Consider the following 21,324-nt stretch of genomic DNA (forward strand, 5'->3'; position numbering starts at 1 on the left):
CGTATCGGATCCGCGTATTCCTGCACGCGATGATCGGGAGTCTGACAAGACAGCCATTAACAGGCATGGATTTTTCGCCATACCATTGACGACAAACATTTCGAGATTTACCCCGAGTTTAAGAACCCACCATTATGAATCTTACCGAATTAAAAAATACGCCGGTTTCTGACCTGATAACACTCGGCGAAAATATGGGGCTGGAAAACCTGGCGCGCATGCGCAAACAGGACATTATCTTCGCCATCCTTAAACAACACGCGAAAAGCGGCGAAGATATCTTCGGCGACGGCGTACTGGAGATATTGCAGGATGGATTTGGTTTCCTCCGCTCTGGAGACAGCTCCTACCTCGCCGGCCCTGACGACATCTACGTATCCCCCAGCCAAATTCGCCGCTTTAACCTCCGCACTGGTGACACCATCTCCGGCAAGATCCGTCCGCCGAAAGAAGGCGAGCGCTATTTTGCCCTGCTGAAGGTTAATGAAGTTAACTTTGACAAGCCGGAAAATGCCCGTAACAAAATCCTGTTTGAAAACTTAACGCCGCTGCACGCTAATTCGCGTCTGCGCATGGAGCGCGGCAACGGGTCTACCGAAGACTTAACCGCACGCGTACTGGATTTGGCTTCGCCAATTGGTCGTGGCCAGCGTGGTCTGATCGTGGCGCCGCCAAAAGCGGGTAAAACCATGCTGCTGCAGAACATCGCGCAGAGCATCGCCTATAACCATCCTGACTGCGTGCTGATGGTGCTGCTGATTGACGAACGTCCGGAAGAAGTAACCGAGATGCAGCGTCTGGTGAAGGGCGAAGTGATCGCCTCTACCTTCGATGAGCCAGCTTCCCGCCACGTGCAGGTCGCTGAAATGGTTATCGAGAAGGCCAAGCGTCTGGTCGAGCATAAAAAGGACGTTATCATCCTGCTCGACTCCATCACGCGTCTGGCTCGCGCCTACAACACCGTGGTGCCGGCTTCCGGTAAAGTGCTGACCGGTGGTGTGGATGCCAACGCCCTGCACCGTCCAAAACGCTTCTTCGGCGCCGCGCGTAACGTGGAAGAGGGCGGCAGCCTGACCATCATCGCTACCGCGCTGGTCGATACCGGTTCGAAGATGGATGAAGTCATCTACGAAGAATTTAAGGGTACGGGCAACATGGAACTGCATCTGGCGCGTAAAATCGCCGAGAAGCGCGTGTTCCCTGCTATCGACTACAACCGTTCCGGTACGCGTAAAGAAGAGCTGCTTACCAGCTCTGAAGAGCTGCAGAAGATGTGGATCCTGCGCAAAATCATCCATCCAATGGGTGAGATCGATGCGATGGAATTCCTCATCAACAAGCTGGCGATGACCAAAACCAACGACGAATTCTTCGACATGATGAAGCGTTCGTAAGTCGGCTGGTCTGCTGGAAAAAAAGAGGGTTGAGCGATCAACCCTCTCTTTTTTTGGCCTGTTTTTGTGCGAATTCACCGCAGAAGCCGGAAAAAGAAGAAAACTCGGGGAACGCCGCGCTCAGACGTGGCGTTTTTCGTTTATGGGCTATACGATGTTGCCACTGGAGAATTAAATTAAAGGTGCGGCGGGCAGGAAATCGGGCGGTGAGGCTGGATTTTTCCCGTGGCACAATGGACATCAGAATCAGACAGCGGTTTGTGGCACAGAAATTGCTATAACACTGGGATTCTTAGCAGAGAGCTGGTTAATGTGAATTTACTCAATATGAGTACTGAGCTTGCTTTAATATTTTTGTTTTCGCTGGTGTTTCTCTTTTTCGCCCGTAAAGCAGCCAAGAAAGTGGGTCTTGTGGACAAGCCCAACTATCGCAAACGTCACCAGGGCGTTATTCCTCTGGTTGGCGGCATCTCTGTTTTCGCCGGCATCTGTTTTAGCTTCGCGGTGACCGATTACTACATTCCCCATAGTCTGCTTTACCTGAGCTGCGCTGGCGTGCTGGTGCTGGTCGGAGCGCTTGATGACCGCTTTGATATCAGCGTAAAGATACGCGCCTGCGTTCAGGCAGGCATCGCCGTGGTGATGATGACCATGGCCAAACTCTATCTGCTCAGCCTGGGCTTTATTTTTGGCCCCTGGGAGCTGATCGTCGGGCCTTTCGGCTACGTGCTGACGCTGTTTGCGGTCTGGGCGGCCATCAACGCTTTTAATATGGTGGACGGTATCGACGGTCTGCTGGGCGGCCTGTCCTGCGTCACCTTCCTGGCGATGGGCATTATTCTGTTCGTGGACGGACAGCAAAGCCTGGCGATGTGGTGTTTTGCGATGATCGCCGCCATTATCCCCTATATCCTGCTTAATCTTGGCGTTTTCGGCCGTCGCTACAAGGTTTTTATGGGCGATGCGGGCAGCACGCTGATTGGCTTTACCATTATCTGGATCCTGCTGGAGGCGACCCAAGGACAAAGCCATCCCGTCACGCCCGTCACGGCGCTGTGGCTGATCGCCATTCCGCTGATGGATATGATCGCCATTATGTATCGCCGCCTCAGCAAGGGCATGAGCCCGTTTTCCGCCGATCGCCAGCACATTCACCATTTGATTATGCGCGCCGGGTTTACCTCGCGGCAGGCCTGCTTTCTGATCACGCTGGCGGCCGCGCTGCTGGCCGGCGTCGGCGTGCTGGGCGAATCGCTGAGCTTTGTGCCGGAGTGGCTGATGCTGGTGCTGTTTTTACTGGCTTTTATGCTCTACGGCTACTGTATTAAACGCGCCTGGCGCGTGGCGCGAATGCTGAAAAGAGTCAAAAGAAGGCTGCGCAAAGCCCGCTAGACCGTTTCGGACCTCTTTACCCTGGACAAGGAATATCATGTATGACGCATCCTGACGTTGCAGAGAACGAGCTGGATATTCGCGGGCTGTGCTGCGCGCTATGGCGAGGAAAGCGGTGGATTATCGGCAGCGCGCTGCTTTTTGCCCTGCTGGCCTGGCTCTGCTCGCTGCTGATCACGCCAAAATGGAGCACCACGGCGGTCACCGATCGTCCCACCGTCAATATGTTGGGCAATTACTACTCGCAGCAGCTGTTTCTGAACAATCTGGACAGCCGCAGCAGCAGCACGCCCATCGTTGCGCCCGCCATTGCGGACGAAGCCTATCAGGAGTTCGTGATGCAGCTGGCGTCTTATGACACCCGCCGCGAGTTCTGGCTGCAAAGCGACTACTACAAACAGCGGCAGAGCGGGCAGGCTCGCGACGATGCCGCGCTGCTCGACGAGCTGATCGCCAATATTCAGTATCAGCCCGGCGATGCGGCAAAAAGCCTGAATGACAGCGTCAAGCTGATTGCGGAAACCGCGCCGGCGGCCAACACGCTGCTGCGCCAGTATGTCGCTTTTGCCGGCCAGCGCGCCGCGCAGCATCTTAACGCCGAGCTGGCAGGCGGCTGGGCCGCCCGCGCTCAGCAGCTGAAGGCGCAGGTGCAGCGGCAGGAAGCGGTAGCGAAAGCCATCTATGACCGCCAGATCAACAGCGTGCAGCAGGCGCTGAAAATCGCGCAGCAGCAGGGCTTCGAGCAGGCGAAAACCAGCACGCCTTCAGAACAGCTGCCCGATTCCGAGCTGTTTCTGCTGGGCCGCTCGCTGTTGCAGGCCCGCCTGGAAAACCTGCAGGCCAGCGGGCCGACCTACGATCTGGACTATGATCAAAACAGAGCCATGCTGAGCACGCTGAATGCCGGGCCGAAGCCGGATAACGCTTTCCAGACCTGGCGCTATCTGCGCACGCCGGAAGAGCCGGTGAAGCGCGACAGCCCACGTCGCCTGTTTATGATGATCATGTGGGGTGCCGTAGGCGCGCTGGTTGGCGCGGGTACCGCTTTGCTACGCCGACGTCGCGGTTAAGCGCCGATTTATAGTTACCTGACAGACGAAGGAAAGAGAACAACAGTGAAAGTATTAACTGTTTTTGGCACGCGCCCGGAAGCGATAAAAATGGCTCCGCTGGTTCATGCACTTGCCCAGGATGGCGAGATAGACGCGCGTCTGTGCGTTACCGCGCAGCATCGTGAGATGCTGGATCAGGTGCTGCAGCTGTTTGCTATCGTCCCCAATTACGATTTGAATATTATGCGGCCAGGCCAGGGGCTGACGGAGATCACCAGCCGTATTCTGGAAGGGCTGAAAGGCGTGTTTACGGAGTTCAGGCCGGATGTCGTGCTGGTGCACGGCGATACCACCACGACGTTCGCAGCCAGCCTGGCGGCTTTTTATCACCGCATTCCGGTGGGGCATGTGGAGGCCGGACTGCGTACGGGCGATCTGTATTCGCCGTGGCCGGAAGAGGCCAACCGCACGCTGACCGGGCATCTGGCGACCTGGCACTTCCCGCCGACGGAAACGGCGCGGCAAAATCTGCTGCGCGAAAATCTGCCCGCCGCGCGTATGTTTGTTACCGGCAACACGGTGATCGACGCGCTGTTTTGGGTACGCGATCGCGTGTTAAGCGACGAGCAGCTGCGTAACGGCCTGGCGACTCGCTATCCCTTCCTTGAGGCTGATAAGAAGCTGATCCTGGTAACGGGACACCGTCGGGAAAGCTTCGGCGACGGCTTTGAGCGCATTTGCAGCGCGCTGGCCGATATCGCCCGCCGCCATCCCGAGGCGCAGATCGTTTATCCGGTGCACCTGAATCCTAACGTCAGCGAGCCGGTCAATCGTATTCTCAGCGATATCGACAACGTAGTGCTGATCGAGCCGCAGGAATACCTGCCGTTTGTCTGGCTGATGGATCGTGCCTGGCTGATCCTGACCGATTCCGGCGGCATCCAGGAAGAAGCGCCTTCGCTGGGCAAGCCGGTGCTGGTGATGCGTGATACCACCGAACGCCCGGAAGCGGTAGACGCAGGCACCGTCAGGCTGGTAGGCACTGACACACAAAAAATCGTTCGCGAGGTGACGCGCCTGCTGACGGACGAAGAGGCTTACCAATCCATGAGCCGCGCCCATAATCCCTATGGCGACGGCCTGGCCTGCGAACGTATTGTGCAGGCCCTTAAAAACAATCGGATTTCTTTATAATGTTCAATACCATTTCTGTTATCGGGCTGGGCTATATTGGCCTGCCTACCGCTGCGGCTTTCGCCTCCCGCCAGAAAAAAGTGATCGGCGTGGATATCAACACGCGGGCGGTCGAGACGATTAATCGCGGCGACATTCATATCGTGGAGCCGGACCTGGACGTGGTGGTGAAAACGGCCGTGGAGCAGGGCTATCTGCGGGCGACCACCCGGCCAGAGCCGGCGGACGCCTTTCTGATTGCGGTGCCGACGCCGTTCAAAGACGGACACCAGCCGGATCTCGCCTGGGTCAAAGCGGCGGCCGAGTCCATCGCGCCGGTGCTGAAAAAAGGCGATCTGGTTATCCTGGAATCGACCTCGCCCGTGGGCGCGACGGAGCAGATGGCCGAGTGGCTGGCGATGGCGCGCAGCGATCTGGCTTTTCCTCAGCACGCGGGCGAAAAAGCCGACGTGCAGATCGCCTATTGCCCGGAGCGCGTACTGCCCGGCCAGGTGATGGTCGAGCTGATTAAAAACGACCGCGTGATCGGCGGCATGACGTCGCTTTGCTCGCAGAGAGCGTGCGATCTCTACAAAATATTCCTTGAGGGCGAGTGTGTGGTCACTAACTCGCGCACCGCTGAGATGTGCAAGCTGACGGAAAACAGCTTCCGCGACGTCAATATCGCCTTCGCCAACGAGCTGTCGCTGATCTGTGCCGATCAGGGCATCAGCGTCTGGGAGCTGATCGCGCTGGCCAACCGCCATCCCCGCGTCAATATTTTACAGCCCGGCCCTGGCGTCGGCGGCCACTGCATCGCCGTGGATCCGTGGTTTATTGTGGCGCAGAATCCGGTACAGGCTCGCCTGATCCGCACCGCGCGCGAAGTTAACGACAGCAAGCCGCACTGGGTGCTGGAGCAGGTGAAGAAAAAGCTGGCCGAGTGCCTGGTCGCCAGCGACAAACGCCCCAGCGAGCTGACCATCGCCTGCTTTGGCCTGGCCTTTAAGCCCAATATCGACGACCTGCGGGAAAGTCCGGCAATGGAAGTGGCGCAGATGATCGCCGACTGGCATCAGGGCGTCACCCAGCTGGTGGAGCCGAATATTCACGAGCTGCCGAAGGGGATGCCGGAGAGAAGCGTGCTGGTTACGCAGGAAGAGGCGTTACGCCAGGCGGACGTGCTGGTTATGCTGGTGGATCATCAGCAGTTCAAAACCATCGACGTCGAAGGCCTGCGCTCGCGCTGGCTGGTGGATACCAAAGGCCTCTGGCGATGAACGCCACCGCTTTGCCGGGACGCGTCGAACCGCTGACGTGGGAAAACGCGTTCTTCGATATCAATAGCGCCCTGCTGACCGTCGATCTGCACGAGGCGCCGATCGATGAAGCGTCGCTTCGGCAATATGACCTCGTCCAGGCGAAAATCCTGTCGCAGCAGACGGCGGAGCTGGATGCGTTAAGCGCGCTGGGGTTTCGCTTTGTGGAAGGCGAAGCGGATTTCGTGCTGGGTATCGGCGTGGGCGGCAGGCCGGAAGGCATTCGCATTGCCCGTAAGGAACATATTCCGGCGCTGCGCGAGGTAGCCAGCAGCGCTTTTGCCTTCAGCCGCTTTCGCGCGCCCTGGTATAAAGCGGAAGACAGCGGGCGATTCTATGCGCAGTGGGTGGAAAACGCTGTACTGGGGACTTTCGACCATCAGTGCCTGATTGCCGTCAACGACCAGGGCGAACTACAGGGTTTCGTCTCACTGCGCGAGCTGGCCGACGGCAGCGGCAGGATCGGCCTGCTGGCGACGCTGCCTGAGGCGCAGGGACTGGGCGTCGGTCAGCGCATGATCGAGGCCGCCATTGACTGGTGTCGCGCGCGACGCCTGACGCGTCTGCATGTTGCCACTCAGCTTGGCAATCTGCCGGCACTCCGACTTTATCATCGCTGCGGCGGCGTAATTGAACGCACCGCCTGGTGGCTCTACAGGTAATTTTATGATCCCGTTTAATGCCCCACCGGTGGTGGGAACCGAACTTGAGTATATGCAGTCCGCGATGGGCAGCGGCAAGCTGTGCGGCGACGGCGGCTTTACCCGTCGCTGCCAGCAGTGGATGGAAAACCGGTTCGGCAGTCGTAAAGTGCTGCTGACGCCGTCCTGCACCGCCTCGCTGGAGATGGCCGCCATCCTGATCGACATTCAGCCCGGCGATGAAGTGATTATGCCGAGCTACACCTTCGTCTCTACCGCCAACGCCTTTGTGCTGCGCGGCGCGACTATCGTGTTTGTCGATATCCGTCCCGATACGCTCAACATCGACGAAAAGCTGATCGAAGCGGCCATCACCGAGAAAACTCGCGCGATCGTTCCTGTGCATTACGCGGGCGTCGCCTGTGAGATGGATACGATCATGGCGCTGGCGGAAAAGCATAAACTCTACGTGATTGAAGACGCGGCGCAGGGCGTAATGGCTACCTACAAAGGCAAAGCGCTGGGCACGATTGGCCATATCGGCTGCTTCAGCTTTCACGAAACCAAGAACTATACAGCGGGCGGCGAGGGCGGCGCGACGCTGATCAACGATTCGGCGCTGGTGGAAAGAGCAGAAATTATCCGTGAAAAAGGCACCAACCGCAGCCAGTTCTTTCGCGGCCAGGTGGATAAATACACCTGGCGGGATATCGGCTCCAGCTACCTGATGGCCGATTTGCAGGCCGCTTATCTCTGGGCGCAGCTGGAAGAGGCCAAACGCATCAACGAGCAGCGCCTGCGCCTGTGGCAGAACTACTACGACGCGCTGCTGCCCGTCGCCGCCAGCGGACGAATTACGTTGCCGACCCTTGCGGCAGATTGCCAGCACAACGCGCATATGTTCTATATCAAGCTGCGCGATAACGACGACCGCAACGCGCTGATTAACTGGTTAAAAGAAGCGGAAATCCTGGCCGTATTCCACTATATCCCGCTGCATTCGTCACCGGCCGGGCAGCGTTTTGGCCGTTTTCACGGGACGGACCGCTACACCACGGCGGAAAGCGAACGCCTGCTGCGGCTGCCGCTGTTTTACAACCTTTCCGACAATAACCAGAAAACGGTTATCAACTCGCTGCTGAGCTGGTTCTGATATGTCGCTGGCTAAAGCTTCGGTGTGGACGGCAGCGTCCACGCTGGTAAAAATCGCTGCCGGTCTGCTGGTGGTCAAGATGCTGGCCGTGTCCTTTGGCCCGGCGGGCGTGGGGCAGGCGGGCAACTTTCGCCAGCTAATCACCGTGCTGGGCGTGCTGGCTGGCGCAGGCATCTTCAACGGCGTCACCAAATACGTGGCGGAATATCAGCAGCAGCCTGCCCGGCTGCGCGCCGTAACCGGCACGGCGTCGGCAATGGTGCTGGGCTTCTCTACGCTGCTGGCGGTGGTTTTCCTGCTGTTTGCCGAACCGGTCAGCGTCGGCCTGTTTGGTCACGGCGGCTATGCGAACGTGGTGCGGATGCTGGCTTTTGTGCAGGTCGGCATCGCCTGGGCCAACCTGGCGCTGGCGGTAATCAAAGGCTTTCGCGATGCGATGGGCAACGCGCTGTCGCTGATCGCAGGCAGCCTGATCGGCGTGGCGGCGTGGTTTGTCTGTTACTGGCTGGGCGGCTACAGCGGCGCGCTGATCGGCATGGCGCTGGTTCCGGCGCTGGTAGTGGTGCCCGCGGCGCTGCTGCTGGCAAAGCGCGACCATCTGCCGCTGCATTTCCTTAAGCCGCAGTGGCACGGCGACATCGCGCGTAATCTGGGTAAATTCACGCTGATGGCGCTGATGACCGCCGTAACGCTGCCGGTCGCCTGGGTGATGATGCGTAATCTGCTGGCGGCGCACGACGGCTGGGAGCAGGTCGGTCTGTGGCAGGGCGTAACCAGCATCTCGGACGCTTATCTGCAATTTATCACCGCCTCTTTCAGCGTCTATCTGCTGCCGACGCTGGCAAAGCTGACCGATAAAAAAGCGATCTCGCGCGAGATCCGGCGGTCGCTGAGCTTTGTGCTGCCTGCGGTGATGGCGGTCAGCCTTACCGTCTGGCTGCTGCGCGACGTGGCGATCTGGCTGCTGTTTTCCAGCAGGTTCACCGGGATGCGCGACCTCTTTATCTGGCAGCTGACCGGTGACGTTTTTAAGGTAGGCGCTTATGTGTTCGGCTATCTGGTGATTGCCAAAGCCTCGCTGCGTTTTTACCTGCTGACGGAAGTCAGCCAGTTTCTGCTGCTGACGCTGTTTGCCTGGTGGCTGATCCCACTGCACGGCGCTGTCGGCGCGGCGCAGGCCTATATGGCAACCTACATCGTCTATTTTGCGCTTTGCGCTGGCGTATTTTTTCTTTATCAAAGACAAGTATGACAACACTGATCCACGTTCTTGGCTCGCCGATTGAGCACCACAACCAGACCGTTCTGCGGTTTTTTAATGACGTCATGACCCAGGCCGCGCCGTGCAATGAACAGCGCCAGTTTTGGGTCGTGGGCGAACCTGCGACGGCGTTTCCCTCACTGGCTATTCGCTGGTTTAAGGATAAAAAAAGCATTGCTGAGGCAGTAACTGCCCGCGCACAGGCCGATCGACAGACGCGCTTTTTCTTTCATGGCCAGTTCAATCCGACGCTGTGGCTGGCGCTGCTGCTGCGCAAAATCCGGCCTGACCAGGCGTACTGGCATATCTGGGGCGCCGATCTCTACGAGCAGGCTGGCGGCCTGAAGTTCCGCCTGTTTTACGCCATGCGTCGTCTGGCGCAAAAGCGCATCGGTCATGTCTTCGCCACGCGCGGCGATATCGCCTTTTTCCAGCAGCGTCAGCCTGCCGTGCCCGCTTCGCTGCTCTATTTCCCGACGCGCATGGCGCAGGTCGCATTGCCTGATGCGCCAAAAAACAGCGAGCTGACCATTCTGGTCGGCAACTCCGGCGATGCCAGCAACCGTCACCTTCAGGCGTTGCAGGAAATCCATCAGCAGTTCGGCGAGCGGGTGAACGTCATTGTGCCCATGGGCTACCCGGCAAATAACGACGCTTATATCCAGCGCGTGCGGGAAGCCGGCGCGGCGCTGTTTGGCGCCAGGCTGAACGTGCTGACCGAAAAGCTTGATTTTACGGCTTACCTGGCGCTACTTGCCCGTTGCGATTTGGGCTACTTTATCTTCGAGCGCCAGCAGGGCATTGGCACGCTGTGTCTGCTGATCCAGGCCAACATTCCGTTTGTTATCAACCGTAAAAATCCTTTCTGGCAGGATCTGACCGGGCAGCAGGTGCCGGTGCTTTTTGCCGGTGATAAACTAACACCGGAGCTGATCGCCGAAACAAAGCGGCAGATGGCCGGCATGGATAAAGCCGCCATCGCCTTTTTCGACCCGGCCTTTGTGGCGGGCTGGCAGCAGGCGCTGGCGCTGGCGGAAGGAGCAACGGCATGATTTTTTCACAGTTTGCAGGCCTGCTGTCGGTCTGGCTGCTGTCGCTGGGGCTAATTTTGACGCTGACCTGGCGAGAGTTTCGGCGCGTGCGGTTTAACTTCAACGTTTTCTTCTCGCTGCTTTTTCTGCTGACCTTTTACTTTGGCTTCCCGCTGACCTGCGTGCTGGTGTTTGGCTTCAATGTGCAGGTGGTGCCTGCGGAGTATTTGCTGCAGGCGATGCTTGCTGCAACCTGCTTCTACGCTATCTATTATGTCAGCTATAAAACCCGGCTCAGGCAGGCGACGGAAAGACCCGCTCGCCAGGTGTTCACCATCAACCGCGTCGAGGCGCACCTGACGTGGAGCATCCTGGCGCTGATTGCGCTGGGCACGGTGCTGGTGTTCTTTCTGCATAACGGTTTTCTGCTGTTTAAGCTGCACAGCTACAGCCAGATTTTCTCGGCAGAAGTGTCGGGCGTGGCGCTGAAGCGCTTCTTCTACTTCTTTATCCCGGCGATGCTGGGGGTCTACTTCCTGCGTCCCGGCCTGAAAAGCTGGCTGCTGTTCCTGGTGGCTACCGTCGCTTTTGGGCTGCTGACCTATGCGATTGTCGGCGGCACGCGCGCCAACATCATCATCGCTTTCGCACTGTTTCTTTTTATCGGCATTATCCAGGGCTGGATCACGCTGTGGATGCTGGCCGCCGCAGGCGTCGCGGGCATCGTTGGCATGTTCTGGCTGGCGCTGCGCCGTTATAACCTCGACGTCAGCGGCAGCGAGGCGTTTTACACCTTCCTTTACCTGACGCGCGATACCTTTTCGCCCTGGGAAAATTTGGGTCTTCTGCTGCAAAATTACGACAAAATCGAATTCCAGGGGCTGGCGCCCATCGTCCGGGATTTCTACGTCTTTATTCCGGGCTGGCTGTGGCCGGACAGGCCTTCGGTGGTACTGAACAGCGCCAACTACTTTACCTGGGAAGTGCTGAACAACCATTCCGGGCTGGCGATCTCGCCGACGCTGTTAGGCTCGCTGGTGGTGATGGGCGGCGTCTGGTTTATTCCGCTGGGCGCGGTGGCGGTAGGCATGATTATCAAATGGTTCGACTGGCTGTATGCCAAAGGACGTCATGAGGATAATCGCTACAAGGCCGCCATTCTGCAAAGCTTCTGCTTCGGCGCGGTTTTTAATATGATCGTGCTCGCCAGAGAAGGGCTGGACGCCTTCGCCTCCCGCGTGGTGTTCTTCTGCCTGATTTTTGCGGCGGCGGTGGTGGCAGCCAAGCTGCTCTACTGGTTGTTCGACAGCGCGGGCGTAATCCGTGCGCGGCCGGTGCGCCATCCGGGCGCAAAAACAAAACCTGTTAGCCAGTAACTTTAAGGACCTGTCATGGACTCCGCTTTTACGCCGCCGCACTACCCGATCCGCGGCATTACGCTGTTGGGCTTTCGCGATATGGCCGAATTCCTTGATTATCTCTGGCTGGGGGAACGCCTGAAAAGCGGCACGCTGGTGGCTATCAATGCGGAAAAGGTGCTGACGGCGGAAAGCCGCCCGGAAATTCATCGTCTGATCGACGAGGCGGAATATAAGTACGCCGACGGCATCAGTATCGTCCGCTCCATCCGCAAAAAGTATCCGCAGGCTAAGGTTGCGCGTATTGCCGGAGCCGATCTGTGGGAAGGACTGATGGAGCGTGCCGGCCGCGAAGGCACGCCGGTTTTCCTGGTCGGCGGCAAGCCGGGCATTTTGTCCCAGACCGAAGAGAAGCTGAAGCGCCAGTGGAACGTCAATATCGTTGGCTCGCAGGACGGCTATTTCGCGCCTGCCGATCGGGAAGCGCTGTTTGCCCGCATCGCCGCCAGCGGCGCAAAGATTGTCACCGTGGCGATGGGATCGCCGCGTCAGGAGATCCTGATGCGCGACTGCAAGGCTCTCTACCCTGATGCGCTCTATATGGGCGTAGGCGGCACCTACGATGTTTTCACGGGCAACGTGAAGCGCGCGCCGAAAATATGGCAGAGAACGGGCTTTGAGTGGCTTTATCGGCTGATCGTGCAGCCTTCGCGGATTGGAAGGCAGCTCAGCCTGCTAAAATACCTGCGTTATCACCTGCGCGGCGATCTTTAATTAACGGCTTTTAAACGGCCTCATCGGTTAAAAGACAAGCATTAACGCGCTAAAACGCCTGTAGTTTAGACAGAACGCACAAAGCGTAAGCAAACGGAATTTTTTGTGCAAAAAGCACTGGACAGGATCGGCTCGAATCCGTAGTATGCCCATCCGCAACGGCGCTACGCGCCCGTAGCTCAGCTGGATAGAGCGCTGCCCTCCGGAGGCAGAGGTCTCAGGTTCGAATCCTGTCGGGCGCGCCATTAAGTTTGTGCGCAAGAGCTGCGGTGGTAGTATTACCGCGTTAGGTAGTAAAGCAGTACGAGTAACAGGTGTGGTGGCTATAGCTCAGTTGGTAGAGCCCTGGATTGTGATTCCAGTTGTCGTGGGTTCGAGTCCCATTAGCCACCCCAGATTTTGTATGCGAAGGTGGCGGAATTGGTAGACGCGCTAGCTTCAGGTGTTAGTGTTCTTACGGACGTGAGGGTTCAAGTCCCTCTCTTCGCACCACAAAATCTTTAGCAGTACGCAGTTTTCGGCGAGTAGCGCAGCTTGGTAGCGCAACTGGTTTGGGACCAGTGGGTCGGAGGTTCGAATCCTCTCTCGCCGACCATATTCCTGAAACCTTGCCGAGGCAGGGTTTTCGCTTAAAGCGATTTAAGCCGCAGTAAAAGCAGTATTCGGCGAGTAGCGCAGCTTGGTAGCGCAACTGGTTTGGGACCAGTGGGTCGGAGGTTCGAATCCTCTCTCGCCGACCACTTTAAGAAAAAGCCAGCTCTCGAGCTGGCTTTTTTGTCTCTGTAGCTTCCAGAGGATGAGAACCTCCGAAGGAGGTTTGCGCCGAGCGCAGCGAGACAACGTTGCTTCAGCAACGGCCCGCAGGGGAATAATCCTCTCTCGCCGACCACTTTAAGAAAAGGCCAGCTCTCGAGCTGGCCTTTTTGTCTCTGTAGTTTCCAGAGGATGAGAACCTCCGAAGGAGGTTTGAGGTTGCTGACAAACCCATCCTCTGTCATCAAGTCGCGTTCGGGCTGGCGAAAAGCAGCAGAGGCAGATCGGAACACGGACACGCCGTGGATCCGTCCATGGAGGCTCGTTTCGCGCGTCCATGCGCGAAAACGGTCCGTTTATCCGCTCAGCCTCTGCTGCTGCGAAGCTGCCGTTTCGCTGCAAAAAAATCCTGTTCACACGAACTCTCTACAACTTTGTCAGCGGTCTGGAAGCTCCGAAGGAGGTTTGCGCCGAGCGCAGCGAGACAACGTTGCTTCCCGCCTTCATAACGTCCCGGCTTTCGTGCGTTCTACAGTAAACAGCGCTTCCGGCGAGGGCTTCTTTGCTTTGTCTCTGAAAGACGACATTCATCTCATTGTTATTTAAAAGGTTTACCCGCCTGTACATAAGCTGTCGCTGACTGACGACGCTGTAAACGGCCTCTGGTGCTTTTTAGCGACGGCCCCTGAAAAGTAATATAAGAATATTTTCATAATAACAGACTGAATTTAATAGAAATAAGCATTGTTCACAGGCGTAGCTGAAGACCTGGCACGGTATATGCTACAATCCCCCTGTAGAATGCTCATTCCACCTCTTATGTTCGCGTAAGCTTCATAAACCCGGGAATGATGCAGAGCCATTAGGGTACCTGTTGTCCATCTGCCGCTATCGCCGTCAGGCCTTAACGGAGGTTCAGGGCAAAACGTTGAGTCAGGTACCAGCCGGTCTTTCGGCCTGTTTATTTACACCCGCCAAATCGGCGGGTGTTTTTTTATCGGGCTACAGGTAAAAAAAAGCCGGGCAGGGCGCCCGGCTCGTTAATCCAGCCTGGATCAGGGATTGTTTTTCAGCGTTAGCAGCAAACCGTCGCGACGCATTTGCGCGGCTTCTTCCGGCTTGTGCTGACGATCCAGCGTGTCGGCCAGCCAGGCGTAGTCAAACGCGTCAGGACGCTGCTTCAGCGCCTCACGGAAAGCTTCGCTCGCCTGCTCCCACTCGCCGTGCTTCATCAACAGCTGACCCAGCGTACTGTGCAGCAGCGGCGTAGCGCCGTGCTGCTTGATCTGCTGGCGGAGCGCTTTTTCAAGCTGTTCAGGATTGCCGGTTTTCAGGCGCGGCATCAGCAGCACCAGTCGCTCATCGTAACCGCGCTTCAGGCCGTCCAGCACGATGGTCTGCGCGCTGTCATGATCGTCACAAACGATCAGATGATCCGCCATCGCCACCTGCAATGCCGTTTCCTGACGCGTTTTACGACTCTGGTCATGCCACCAGCGCTTCAGGCCTTCGCTGCCCTGATCGGCCATCGCCTGATTCATCAGGCCCAGCCAGGCCTGCTGCTGTAGCGCCAGACGGTGCGTTTCATCGGCAACGTGCGCTTTTTCCATAGCGGGCAGGATATCCAGCAAGGCGCTCCATGCGCCGGTGCGAACGTAGGCCTGCTCGGCCAGACGCAGCACTTCCGGATGGCGAGGCGCGACCTCCAGCAGGCGATCAACGCCGTTACGCGCGGCATGATCTTCATTACGCGCCAGCTGTAAACGCACGCGCGTAATCTCCACCGGCAGCTGATCGTTGCCGGCCAGCTCGGTAGCGCGTTCCAGATGCTGATTAGCGCGCGCCTCATCGTTACGCTGCTGAGCGGCTTCCGCCGCCAGCAAATAGTTAACCATCGGCTGTTCAGCGTGATCCGCATTGCGCGACAGCAGCTTTTCAACCTGACGATGATCGCCTTCCGCCAGTTTGATCAGCGCGGCGTTAGTCTGCTTACGCGCCCGGCTGCGCTTGCGTCCCTTAAACCAGCCGCGGGTTTTGGCGCCGGTGCGGAATAAACGGCGCAGGATCCACTCGACGAACAGGATCACCAACAGCGAAAGGATCAGCACGATCGCCAGCCCTGTGACGCTGGTTTCAATATTCCAGTTGTCGGTCTGGATCAGCACGTAACCCTGATGGCCCGCCAGCATCGGGCCAAGCACGACGCCGACCATCAGCAAGACAAAAATAATCAGTACTTTAAGCATGCTCATTCTCCCTGCTGCTGTTGGACACCCGGCTGGGCCAGCAGGTTGCGCACGCGCGTTTGCATCAGCTTATCCAGCATCGGCTGGCTTTGCAGCGTATCCGGCACGTCCATCGACACGCTCTGCTGGCTCAGCTCGTCCAGCTGGCTCAGGAAGGCTTTGGTGGCCGCATCGTTAGTGTCGAACCAGGCACGTACCCAGGCAGAGACCGTATCAATAGACTGCTTATAAACCTGATCCTGATGACGCGGTACGGCCTGAGCGGCAATCAGCAGGCGCGAACGGATGTTTTCCCGCAGGTAAATATCCTGATTAGGGGCCAGCAGCGGCTCAGCGGTGGTGTCGCGGCGGCGGATGGTGATGAAATCATCCATAAAGTTATGCCAGCTTTTCACCAGGTTCTGTCGCCACTCGCGTAGCGAAGAGGAAAGCTCACCGCTGTCGGCGTCCATCGGCGCGTCGTCGCTGTCGTTATCGGCCAGGCGCAGATTATCCACGCCGTTGGAGAGCTGGTTCAGCTTGAGGATAATGCCGTCGTAGTCGACCTGACTGACGGCGGAGAGCGAACTGATATCCTGGGTTAACGCGCGACGCGCATCGATCAGGCTGGGATCGTTCATATCGGCCAGGCTGGCATCGGCGCTTTTCAGCAGCGCGGCGGCCGTGGTCACATCCTGATCGCTCCACAGTTTGCGCCCGGCCAGCTTGACCAGGTAATCCGCCTGCGCCAGCAGCCAGGTGTGTGCGTCATTGCCGGAGATAGTCGCCACTTTCTCTTTCAGCTCTTCCAGCTGCTTGCTCGTGGCCGCCTGCTGAGCGCGTGCGGTATCCAGCGCGCTGCTCTGCGTGGCCAGCTGACGCACCAGATTCTGTTTTTCGCCAGCGGCGTCCTGCTGCAAACTGGCAAGCTGGTCAGCCAGCGCCTGGTTGGTCGCGGCCTGCTGCTGAGCCTGAGTGCGGGCGTGGAAATAGAGGCCTGCGCCCGTAGCCAGCGCAATCGCAATCGCCAGCACGGCCAGCGCCGTAGCGGCATTGCGCGGCTTACGGTCGGGCTGTTGCTTTGGCGTTAAGGTCGCTTCCTCCGGGGTGGTTGCTTCAACCATGGCAGAGGACTCTTTTTGTTCCGTCATTGTGGCACATCCCATATTTAAGTTTATTGTAACGCGCGCAGTAAGGCGTCGTTATCGGCACCCTCGGCCACCCTGATATCGCGCCAGCCCAGTTCTGCGGCACGGGTAGCCAGGCGTTCACTGACGACAATCAGCCGACAGTGCAGAAGCCATTCCTCGCGATCGATCTCCGGGAACAGCGAATAAAGCTGCTGTAGCATTTCGCCGCTGGTAACCACCAGCGTATCCACCTGCCGGTCACGCCAGCGGCGGCCTTCAATGGCGCCCTGATAAATTTTCGCACAGCGTTGATAGCATTCAACAAACTGTACATCAGCGCCGCGCTGTTGCAAGGTTTCCGCCAGTAATTCCCGCCCGCCGTTGCCGCGCAGGATCAGCGCGCGTTTGCCGGCTACCTGCTGTAAGGCAGGAAGCTGGATTAAGATCTCACTGGTTTCGCGCTCGTGCGGCCAGACGACATCGTGTCCGCTGACGGTATGCAAGGCGAGCGCGGTAGTGCGGCCTATAGCATAGTAGTGCAGTGAAGCGGGCCACGACACGCCGGCTCGCACTAAGGCGGGATGAGCGTAATGGATCGCATGCTGCGACAGAAGAAAAACCAGATCGCCGCTTTGCAACGACGTCAGCTGGTTCGGGAGATCGTCCAGACCGGTGCCCGGCGTAAATTCAATCAGCGGCATCGCCCAGGCAACCCGGCCAGCGGTACGTAAACGGCTGACCAACTCTTCGGCCGCCGGTGTCGGACGGGTTACCAGGATGCTCATCTGGGCGGATTTCCTTTATACACTTCCGCCAGAATTTCGCGCGCGCCATTATTCAGCAGCTCTTCCGCCAGCGAGATGCCCATCTTTTCGGCGTCTTCGCGCGGGCCACGGCGCTCGCCACGGATCATAGCGCGCCCGTCCGGCGAGCCGACCAGGCCGCGCAGCCACAGCTCGTCGCCTTCCAGCTCGGCAAAGCTGCCGATCGGCACCTGACAGCCGCCTTCCAGCCGGGTATTCATCGCCCGCTCGGCCTTGACGCGCACCGCGGTGTCTTCATCATTCAGCGCGGCGAGCAGCGTGATGGTCTGCGCGTCGTCAAGACGGCATTCGATCCCGACCGCGCCCTGGCCGACCGCAGGCAGCGACTCTTCCGCAGGCATGGCATGGCGAATGCGATCGCCCATGCCCAGACGCTTCAGTCCGGCGACGGCAAGGATAATGGCGTCGTATTCGCCCGCATCCAGCTTGCTTAAGCGGGTGCCGACGTTACCGCGCAGCGAGCGGATAACCAGATCCGGACGGCGCGCGCTCAGCTGACACTGGCGGCGCAGGCTGCTGGTGCCGACCACCGCGCCCTGAGGCAGCGCGTCCACGGAATCAAAGCGATGAGAAACAAAGGCGTCCAGCGGATCTTCGCGCTCGCAAATCGTGACCAGCCCCAGGCCTTGGGGAAACTCGACCGGCACATCCTTCATGGAGTGAACGGCGATATCCGCACGGCCGTCCAGCAGCGCCTGTTCCAGCTCTTTCACGAACAGGCCCTTGCCGCCGACCTTGGCCAGCGGCGTATCTAAAATGATGTCGCCTTTGGTGACCATGGGCACCAGCTCAACGCTCAGCCCCGGATGACAGGCCATCAGGCGCTGCTGAACATAGTGCGCCTGCCACAGCGCAAGTGGACTCTGGCGGGTAGCTATTCTTAAAATTTTGTCTGACATGCTGGTTACCGTTTTTATCGTTCACTGATTATCCTATCATTGATACGGGAAGGCTGACAGTTTCCGCCGCCTGAAACGGCAGGCGCGGGCGGTATGCGGGCTTTTTCGGTCGGGGTGATGGTAAAACGTGCTAAACTGTTTGGTAGCGCAACTTTCTTTACGGTCAACCGACCAGGTGTTAGATTGATCACGTTTCCAGCAATTATTCGCACGACTATTTTTAAAGCAAGCGGCGGATGTCGGGAACGGGGTTTTTTGCAGGCACTGGGATAATCAGGCGAGACGTCTTGTACCTCTACATTGAGACACTGAAACAGAGACTGGATGCCATCAACCAGCTACGCGTCGATCGCGCGCTGGCGGCCATGGGACCTGCTTTTCAACAGGTTTACAGTCTGCTGCCGACCTTATTACATTATCATCATCCGTTGATGCCGGGTTACCTTGCAGGTAACGTTCCACATGGCATCAGCTTCTACACGCCTGATGAAAGCCAAAAAAATTATCTTTATGATTTAGAAGGAAAATCTGGATCTCTCGCCGCGCTGACGCCGCAGGGCGAGATGCCGATCACCGGCGTTTACTCCATGGGCAGCACTTCTTCCGTCGGCCAGAACGCCACTTCCGACCTGGATATCTGGGTCTGCCATCAATCCTGGCTGGATAACGAAGAGCGGCTGGCGCTGCAAAAGAAATGCACGCTGCTGCAAAAATGGTGCGCCGGTATGGGCGTCGATGCCAGCTTCTTTCTGATCGACGAAAACCGCTTCCGTCATAACGAAAGCGGCAGCCTGGGCGGCGAAGACTGCGGTTCCACGCAGCATATCCTGCTGCTGGACGAATTCTATCGCACCGCGGTACGCATGGCCGGCAAACGCATTCTGTGGAATATGGTGCCGGGCGAAGAAGAAGAGCATTACGACGAATACGTGATGTCGCTGTATCAAAAAGGCGTGCTGACCCCGAACAAGTGGCTTGATTTGGGCGGTCTGAGCACGCTTTCCGCCGAGGAGTATTTCGGCGCGAGCCTGTGGCAGCTCTATAAAAGCATCGACTCGCCCTATAAGGCGGTGCTGAAGACGCTGCTGCTGGAAGCCTACTCCTGGGAGTATCCGGGCACCCGGCTGCTGGCGATGGATATCAAACAGCGCCTGCACGACGGCGAAATCGTCTCTTATGGTCTGGATCCCTACTGCATGATGCTGGAACGCGTCACGCACTATCTCACCAGCATTGACGATCATGCGCGTCTGGATTTGGTACGCCGCTGCTTCTATCTGAAGGTGCGCGAAAAACTTTCCGTCGACAGCGATCCGGGCTGGCGGCGCGAAATTCTCAGCCAGCTGGTCAGTGAATGGGGCTGGGACAAAGAGCGGCTCACAATGCTGGACAGCCGCGCCGAGTGGAAAATCGGCCGCGTACGTGAAGCGCACAACGAGCTGCTGGACGCGATGATGCAGAGCTACCGCAACCTGATCCGCTTTGCCCGCCGCAATAATCTGAGCGTCAGCGCCAGCCCGCAGGATATCGGCGTGCTGACGCGCAAACTCTACGCCGCTTTCGAGGCGCTGCCGGGCAAGGTGACGCTGGTCAATCCACAGATTTCGCCCGATCTTTCCGAGCCGCATCTGACCTTTATTCACGTGCCGCACGGCCGCGCCAACCGCGCCGGCTGGTATCTTTATAATCAGTCGCCGGATATGCAGTCCATCATCAGCCATCAGCCGCTGGAATATAACCGCTACCTGAACAAGCTGGTGGCGTGGGCGTGGTTCAACGGCCTGCTGACCAGCAAAACGCGACTGCATATTAAAGGCAATGAGATTTGCGATCTGGCCAGGTTACAGGAGCTGGTGACGGACGTGTCGCACCATTTCCCGCTGCGGCTGCCCGCGCCGACGGCAAAGGCGCTTTACAGCCCGTGCGAGATCCGCCATCTGGCAATCATCGTTAACCTGGAACACGATCCTACGGCGGCCTTCCGCAATCAGGTGGTGCATTTTGACTTCCGCAAGCTGGACGTGTTCAGCTTTGGGCAGCAGCAACAATGCCTGATCGGCAGCATCGATCTGCTTTACCGCAACTCGTGGAATGAAGTCCGTACGCTGCATTTCAACGGCGAGCAGGCGATGATCGAGGCGCTGAAAACCATCCTGGGTAAAATGCATCAGGATGCGGCGCCGCCGGATAACGTCGAGGTCTTTTGTTACAGCCAGCATCTGCGCGGCCTGATCCGCACTCGCGTGCAGCAGCTGGTGTCGGAGTGTATCGAGCTGCGCCTCTCCAGCACGCGCCAGGAACCCGGTCGGTTTAAAGCCGTGCGCGTGGCCGGACAAACCTGGGGACTGTTCTTTGAGCGGCTGAGCGTCTCGGTGCAAAAGCTGGAAAACGCCGTGGAGTTTTATGGCGCCATCTCCAACAACAAGCTGCACGGCCTGTCGATTAAGGTGGAAACCGATCAGACGCGGCTGCCGTCGGTAGTCAACGGCTACGCCAGCGAAGGCATCATCCAGTTTTTCTTTGAGGATACGAAAGACGATCGCGGCTTTAATATCTACATCCTGGATGAGACCAATCGGGTGGAGATTTATCATCACTGCGAGGGCAGCAAAGAGGAGCTGGTACGCGACGTCAGCCGCTTCTACTCCTCCTCGCACGATCGCTTTACCTACGGCTCCAGCTTTATCAACTTTAACCTGCCGCAGTTCTATCAGATTGTGCAGGTGGACGATCGTTTTCAGGTTATCCCTTTCCGCAGCCAGACGCTGACGCAGCTGTGCGCGACCGATTCAGACAACGATCCCAGCGACTATACGCCGCGTTATCAGATGCATTGATACTGCCCGCCATCTGCGGGCAAATGCCATTTCTTCCGCCGTTCTGGCGCTGAAGTACAAATCGCCATGATGCTATTCACAGAGTAAATCATCCCGCGCTCTTGCCCG

16 protein-coding genes, 5 tRNA genes and 1 other RNA gene are annotated in these 21,324 nt (G+C 57.9%); 18 read left to right on the forward strand and 4 right to left on the reverse strand.

Annotated elements, in window-relative coordinates:
- Positions 1 to 134: 134 nt before the first annotated feature.
- From rho to QZH36_RS20680, 17 genes are all read left to right on the forward strand, one after another.
- Complete coding sequence (gene rho / locus QZH36_RS20600) at positions 135 to 1,394, forward strand: transcription termination factor Rho (RefSeq protein WP_125290732.1); 1,260 nt, start codon at positions 135 to 137, stop codon at positions 1,392 to 1,394.
- Positions 1,395 to 1,706: 312 nt separating this feature from the next.
- The gene (gene wecA / locus QZH36_RS20605; RefSeq protein ID WP_253457189.1) at positions 1,707 to 2,786 is read left to right on the forward strand and encodes a UDP-N-acetylglucosamine--undecaprenyl-phosphate N-acetylglucosaminephosphotransferase; all 1,080 of its coding nucleotides are present in this window, start codon (positions 1,707 to 1,709) and stop codon (positions 2,784 to 2,786) included.
- Positions 2,787 to 2,827: 41 nt separating this feature from the next.
- The gene (gene wzzE / locus QZH36_RS20610) at positions 2,828 to 3,856 is read left to right on the forward strand and encodes an ECA polysaccharide chain length modulation protein (RefSeq protein ID WP_253457192.1); all 1,029 of its coding nucleotides are present in this window, start codon (positions 2,828 to 2,830) and stop codon (positions 3,854 to 3,856) included.
- Between the two features lie 45 nt (positions 3,857 to 3,901).
- On the forward strand, positions 3,902 to 5,032 hold the full coding sequence (gene wecB / locus QZH36_RS20615; protein WP_301731011.1) for a non-hydrolyzing UDP-N-acetylglucosamine 2-epimerase: 1,131 nt from the start codon (positions 3,902 to 3,904) through the stop codon (positions 5,030 to 5,032).
- The gene (wecC, locus tag QZH36_RS20620) at positions 5,029 to 6,291 is read left to right on the forward strand and encodes a UDP-N-acetyl-D-mannosamine dehydrogenase (protein ID WP_253461189.1); all 1,263 of its coding nucleotides are present in this window, start codon (positions 5,029 to 5,031) and stop codon (positions 6,289 to 6,291) included. The genes wecB and wecC overlap by 4 nt, the downstream gene beginning before the upstream one ends.
- Positions 6,288 to 6,992 (forward strand): dTDP-4-amino-4,6-dideoxy-D-galactose acyltransferase, encoded by a 705-nt coding sequence (rffC, locus tag QZH36_RS20625; protein ID WP_301731012.1) that lies wholly within the window; start codon positions 6,288 to 6,290, stop codon positions 6,990 to 6,992. Before wecC ends, rffC begins: the two co-directional genes overlap by 4 nt.
- A 4-nt stretch (positions 6,993 to 6,996) precedes the next feature.
- Entirely contained in the window at positions 6,997 to 8,124 is a 1,128-nt protein-coding gene (gene rffA, locus QZH36_RS20630; RefSeq protein WP_301731013.1) for a dTDP-4-amino-4,6-dideoxygalactose transaminase, read from the forward strand.
- A 1-nt stretch (position 8,125) separates the two neighbouring features.
- A complete protein-coding gene (gene wzxE, locus QZH36_RS20635) occupies positions 8,126 to 9,376 on the forward strand; it encodes a lipid III flippase WzxE (protein WP_301253410.1) in 1,251 nt (416 codons plus the stop codon).
- Positions 9,373 to 10,437, forward strand: a complete 1,065-nt coding sequence (locus QZH36_RS20640; RefSeq protein WP_301731015.1) for a TDP-N-acetylfucosamine:lipid II N-acetylfucosaminyltransferase — start codon at positions 9,373 to 9,375, stop codon at positions 10,435 to 10,437. Before wzxE ends, QZH36_RS20640 begins: the two co-directional genes overlap by 4 nt.
- Complete coding sequence (gene wzyE, locus QZH36_RS20645) at positions 10,434 to 11,792, forward strand: ECA oligosaccharide polymerase (RefSeq protein ID WP_301731016.1); 1,359 nt, start codon at positions 10,434 to 10,436, stop codon at positions 11,790 to 11,792. The genes QZH36_RS20640 and wzyE overlap by 4 nt, the downstream gene beginning before the upstream one ends.
- A gap of 15 nt (positions 11,793 to 11,807) precedes the next feature.
- Positions 11,808 to 12,548, forward strand: coding sequence for a lipopolysaccharide N-acetylmannosaminouronosyltransferase (wecG, locus tag QZH36_RS20650; RefSeq protein WP_253457211.1), 741 nt, complete (start codon positions 11,808 to 11,810; stop codon positions 12,546 to 12,548).
- A 168-nt stretch (positions 12,549 to 12,716) separates the two neighbouring features.
- Positions 12,717 to 12,793 (forward strand) — tRNA-Arg (locus tag QZH36_RS20655).
- Positions 12,794 to 12,867: 74 nt separating this feature from the next.
- Positions 12,868 to 12,943: transfer RNA gene (locus QZH36_RS20660), tRNA-His, on the forward strand.
- A 10-nt stretch (positions 12,944 to 12,953) separates the two neighbouring features.
- Positions 12,954 to 13,040 (forward strand) — tRNA-Leu (locus QZH36_RS20665).
- A gap of 26 nt (positions 13,041 to 13,066) precedes the next feature.
- Positions 13,067 to 13,143: transfer RNA gene (locus QZH36_RS20670), tRNA-Pro, on the forward strand.
- A 68-nt stretch (positions 13,144 to 13,211) separates the two neighbouring features.
- Positions 13,212 to 13,288: transfer RNA gene (locus tag QZH36_RS20675), tRNA-Pro, on the forward strand.
- A gap of 35 nt (positions 13,289 to 13,323) precedes the next feature.
- Positions 13,324 to 13,437, forward strand: a non-coding RNA gene (locus QZH36_RS20680) — RtT sRNA.
- 919 nt (positions 13,438 to 14,356) lie between these two features.
- On the opposite strand, the gene hemY is transcribed toward QZH36_RS20680, so the two are convergent.
- The 4 genes from hemY to hemC are packed head-to-tail and all read right to left on the reverse strand — an operon-like array spanning position 14,357 to position 18,379.
- A complete protein-coding gene (gene hemY, locus QZH36_RS20685; RefSeq protein ID WP_253457214.1) occupies positions 14,357 to 15,547 on the reverse strand; it encodes a protoheme IX biogenesis protein HemY in 1,191 nt (396 codons plus the stop codon).
- Between the two features lie 2 nt (positions 15,548 to 15,549).
- Positions 15,550 to 16,677 carry a uroporphyrinogen-III C-methyltransferase gene (hemX, locus tag QZH36_RS20690; RefSeq protein WP_253457216.1) on the reverse strand — a complete coding sequence of 376 codons (1,128 nt, stop codon included), beginning with the start codon at positions 16,675 to 16,677 and terminating at the stop codon, positions 15,550 to 15,552.
- A gap of 23 nt (positions 16,678 to 16,700) precedes the next feature.
- Positions 16,701 to 17,441, reverse strand: a complete 741-nt coding sequence (gene hemD / locus QZH36_RS20695) for a uroporphyrinogen-III synthase (protein ID WP_253457220.1) — start codon at positions 17,439 to 17,441, stop codon at positions 16,701 to 16,703.
- On the reverse strand, positions 17,438 to 18,379 hold the full coding sequence (hemC, locus tag QZH36_RS20700) for a hydroxymethylbilane synthase (protein ID WP_125290718.1): 942 nt from the start codon (positions 18,377 to 18,379) through the stop codon (positions 17,438 to 17,440). Before hemC ends, hemD begins: the two co-directional genes overlap by 4 nt.
- Positions 18,380 to 18,666: 287 nt before the next feature.
- On the opposite strand from hemC, the gene QZH36_RS20705 reads away from it, so the two are divergent.
- Entirely contained in the window at positions 18,667 to 21,216 is a 2,550-nt protein-coding gene (locus QZH36_RS20705) for a class I adenylate cyclase (RefSeq protein WP_301731017.1), read from the forward strand.
- Positions 21,217 to 21,324: the final 108 nt, after the last annotated feature.

Origin of the sequence: Erwinia wuhanensis, assembly GCF_030484085.1 — a bacterium.
Classification (GTDB): Bacteria; Pseudomonadota; Gammaproteobacteria; order Enterobacterales; family Enterobacteriaceae; genus Erwinia; species Erwinia aeris.